Raw genomic sequence first — 3,006 nt, forward strand, 5'->3', positions numbered from 1 at the left:
AGGAAACGCTTCGGCCTCTTGCTTCGGAATTAGGGCTCAAGGCGGGGCAATTGTTCAGCCCCATTCGCATCGCCTGCACCGGCCGCACCGCTTCTCCCGGACTCTTTGAGACCATGACGGTTCTGGGGAAAGAGCGTTGCCTTGCGCGGATCCGATCCGCCATCAACCGGCTTCAAAGAGTCTAATAACCGAACCTCAAGGTGTTTGACCGGGTGTGGCAGAAACCACCGGGGACTCCACGTGAATGGTCAGGCTGGTGGTCTGTCCCGGCGTCACGGTAACGCAAAAATTCGTTTGACCGTAGTAAGTGATGTAGAAGCTGTAGCTTCCTGACTTAATCCCATTATAGACTACCGTCCCGCCCTGGTTGGTCGCCCCGGTCACCTTGACCGAACTTCTACAGTCATGTCGCTTTGCTTAGCTTCAAGTGTGGATAACTCAGCTTTGGCATCTGGAAAATCGGGGTAAAAGTAGTGCCAATATCCACACTTATTACGGCTGTAATTATTGCGTATGTTGCGGTATAATATGTAGTGTCTGATAGGAGGCGCTATATGTTTGTCCGCAGCAAGCCCAGCGGTGCACACCGCTATCTTCAGAGCGTGGACAACCATCGGGAAGGCAAGCGCGTGGTGCAGCGGGTGATCTGCACCCTGGGGAGGGTGGATGAGTTGGCATCGAGCGGCCAGACAGATGCGCTGGTACGTTCCTTAGCTCGCTTCGGGGACCAGGTGCGGGTGGTGGAGGAGTACGAAAAGGGCAATATCGAGGCCAAAGGGATATGGCAGATCGGCCCTGATCTGGCCTTCAGGCATCTGTGGAAGGGTTGCGGGATCGCTCAGGTGTTGAGGGAGCTTCTGAAAGAGCGGCACTTCGAGTTCCCGGTGGAGAGGGCCATCTACATGACGGTGCTGAACCGGCTGTTCGAACCGGGGTCCGACCGGGCCTGTGAGAAGTGGAAACGGGACATGGTGATACCCGGCAGTGAAGGGGTAGAGCTTCACCATCTATACCGGGCGATGCGCTGGCTGGGCGACAACCACGAGAAGGTGGAGGACGGCCTCTTCCATATGGGGCGCGATCTCTTCAGTGAATTCACTTTGGCCTTCTTCGATACCACCAGCATCTACTTCGAGGAGGCCGGCGGGGAGAGCCTGGGGCAACGCGGGCACAGCAAGGACCATCGGCCGGATTTGAAGCAGATGGTGGTCGGGGCGGTGTTGAACGGGGAAGGCCGTCCGGTGAGTTGTCCGATGTGGTCGGGAAATCAGACGGACGTAGAAACCCTCGTGCCCCTGGTGGAGGAGATGAAGCAGCGGTTCGGGCTGAAGCGAGTGTGCTGGGTGGCCGATCGGGGGATGGCCAGCCGGAAGACCATCGATGGACTTGAAGGGCTTGAAATGGAATACATCCTGGGAGCCCGGATGCGCCGGCAGAAAGAGGTGAGAGAGGATGTCCTGGGACGAGCGGGGCGATACAAAGAAGTAGCCGAGAACTTGCAGGTGAAAGATGTTCGTGTGGAGGGACGTCGCTACATTGTCTGTTACAATCCGGAAGAGGCCAGGAAGGATGCCGCCGATCGGGAAGCGATCCTTAAGAGCCTGGAGGACAAGCTGAAAGAATCTCCCGGCAGCCTGGTGGGCAACCAGGGATACCGCAGATTCCTGCGGGTGCAGAAGGGATCAGTAGTCCTGGATCCGAAGAAGATCGCTGCCGATGTCCGTTACGATGGTAAGTTCGTGCTGCGAACCAACTCCGATCTGGGAGCCGATGAGATCGCGGTGCAGTACAAGCGGCTCCTGATGGTGGAGCAGTTCTTCCGGGCGACCAAATCGATGCTTGACACCCGGCCGGTGTTCCACCAGTGGGACGCCACCATCAAAGGGCATGTGTTCTGCTCCTTCCTGGCGCTGGTGCTGATGCACGAACTCAAACGGAGACTCAGAGAGCGAGGCTGGGAAATGGAATGGAACGACATCCGGCGAGACCTCCAATCGCTGGCCGAAGTCGAGGTCGTGCAGGGAACGCAGACTTATCATCTGCGGACGCCGGTGCAGGGAGTTGCCGGAAAGGTGCTTCAGGCTGCGGGGGCGGCTATCCCTCCATCGGTCAGACTCATGGCGTGACACACTGACCTGGTCACTGGACAGCGCGATACAGGGGCATCTGTGGTGCCAAGAGAGGAAAAACGCCCCCAAATAGCTTCGATTTTCAAAAGGACTGTAGAAGTCGAGTTATATTGATTGTCTCTCCTGTTCGAGCATCACAATCATCGCTGGAGTTAATTCCGTCAATCCGGGCCTGTCCGATGATCAAGGTCGCGAGAAATCACTTATTCACCACGCCAAAGTACGGTTCAACACTCGTTGGACTATGCGAACACACGAATATAGTCCGTTCAAGTCATATCCTTCTTTTTCCCAACTTTGGTATAAAATTCTGATGGAATTGATTTGGGATCTTTATAGATATAAAATTTGCAGGGCTTCTTACCCAATTCCTCTGATGGATCCTCAAATACGTCCAGGGTACCCGATTCCATTTGTACCATTGCCGCACATGCCCCATGGGTACAATAAACAGGAAAGTCGCTCTGCCCATAGGTCATGGGCTGCGGCCGCTTGATCTTAAGGAAGCCAAAGTTCTCGTAACTATCCTCAATAATTAGATGACCACCGCTTCCACAAGGGCGCATTTCGAGAACAAATTTTTCCTCATCCTCATCAATAGTGACTGGTGAAAAGGTCGCTCTAAATCGTTCCGCATAATTCTGGACGGCTTGGCGCAACCTTTCCGTTCCTTCGAGCCTCTTTTGTGGTCGGCGTTTTGCGCCGTCTGCCATTGCAACACTAATGAATTCTTTTTGTGCTTCCTCCAATGCCTCATCACCTAAATGGCGGCCGATATAGCTCATTAGGGATGTTATCCAGTATAAGTGCAAGTGATGCATGCGTTTGGCTTCATTGTATAAACGAATTGTCAGGTCCGATGCTCTTTCCTTGTCAT

At 54.4% G+C, this 3,006-nt stretch carries 4 protein-coding genes; 2 read left to right on the top strand and 2 right to left on the bottom strand.

What is annotated here, in order from left to right; translation table 11 throughout:
- Window positions 1–185, top strand: a 185-nt coding sequence (locus PHV74_15875; protein ID MDD5095830.1) for a glutamate--tRNA ligase, incomplete at its 5' end; no start/stop codon positions are given.
- A 10-nt stretch (window positions 186–195) separates the two neighbouring features.
- Here PHV74_15875 and PHV74_15880 read toward each other — a convergent pair.
- A complete protein-coding gene (locus PHV74_15880; protein ID MDD5095831.1) occupies window positions 196–384 on the bottom strand; it encodes a hypothetical protein in 189 nt (62 codons plus the stop codon).
- Between the two features lie 170 nt (window positions 385–554).
- Between PHV74_15880 and PHV74_15885 the strand changes: the two genes are divergently transcribed.
- Entirely contained in the window at window positions 555–2,126 is a 1,572-nt protein-coding gene (locus PHV74_15885) for an IS1634 family transposase (GenBank protein ID MDD5095832.1), read from the top strand.
- Between the two features lie 272 nt (window positions 2,127–2,398).
- Here the strand turns inward: PHV74_15885 and PHV74_15890 are convergent.
- The coding region (locus PHV74_15890) for a hypothetical protein (GenBank protein ID MDD5095833.1) at window positions 2,399–3,006 on the bottom strand (608 nt) is incomplete at its 5' end.

Source organism: Dehalococcoidia bacterium (genome assembly GCA_028711995.1).
Classification (GTDB): Bacteria; Chloroflexota; Dehalococcoidia; order SZUA-161; family SpSt-899; genus JAQTRE01.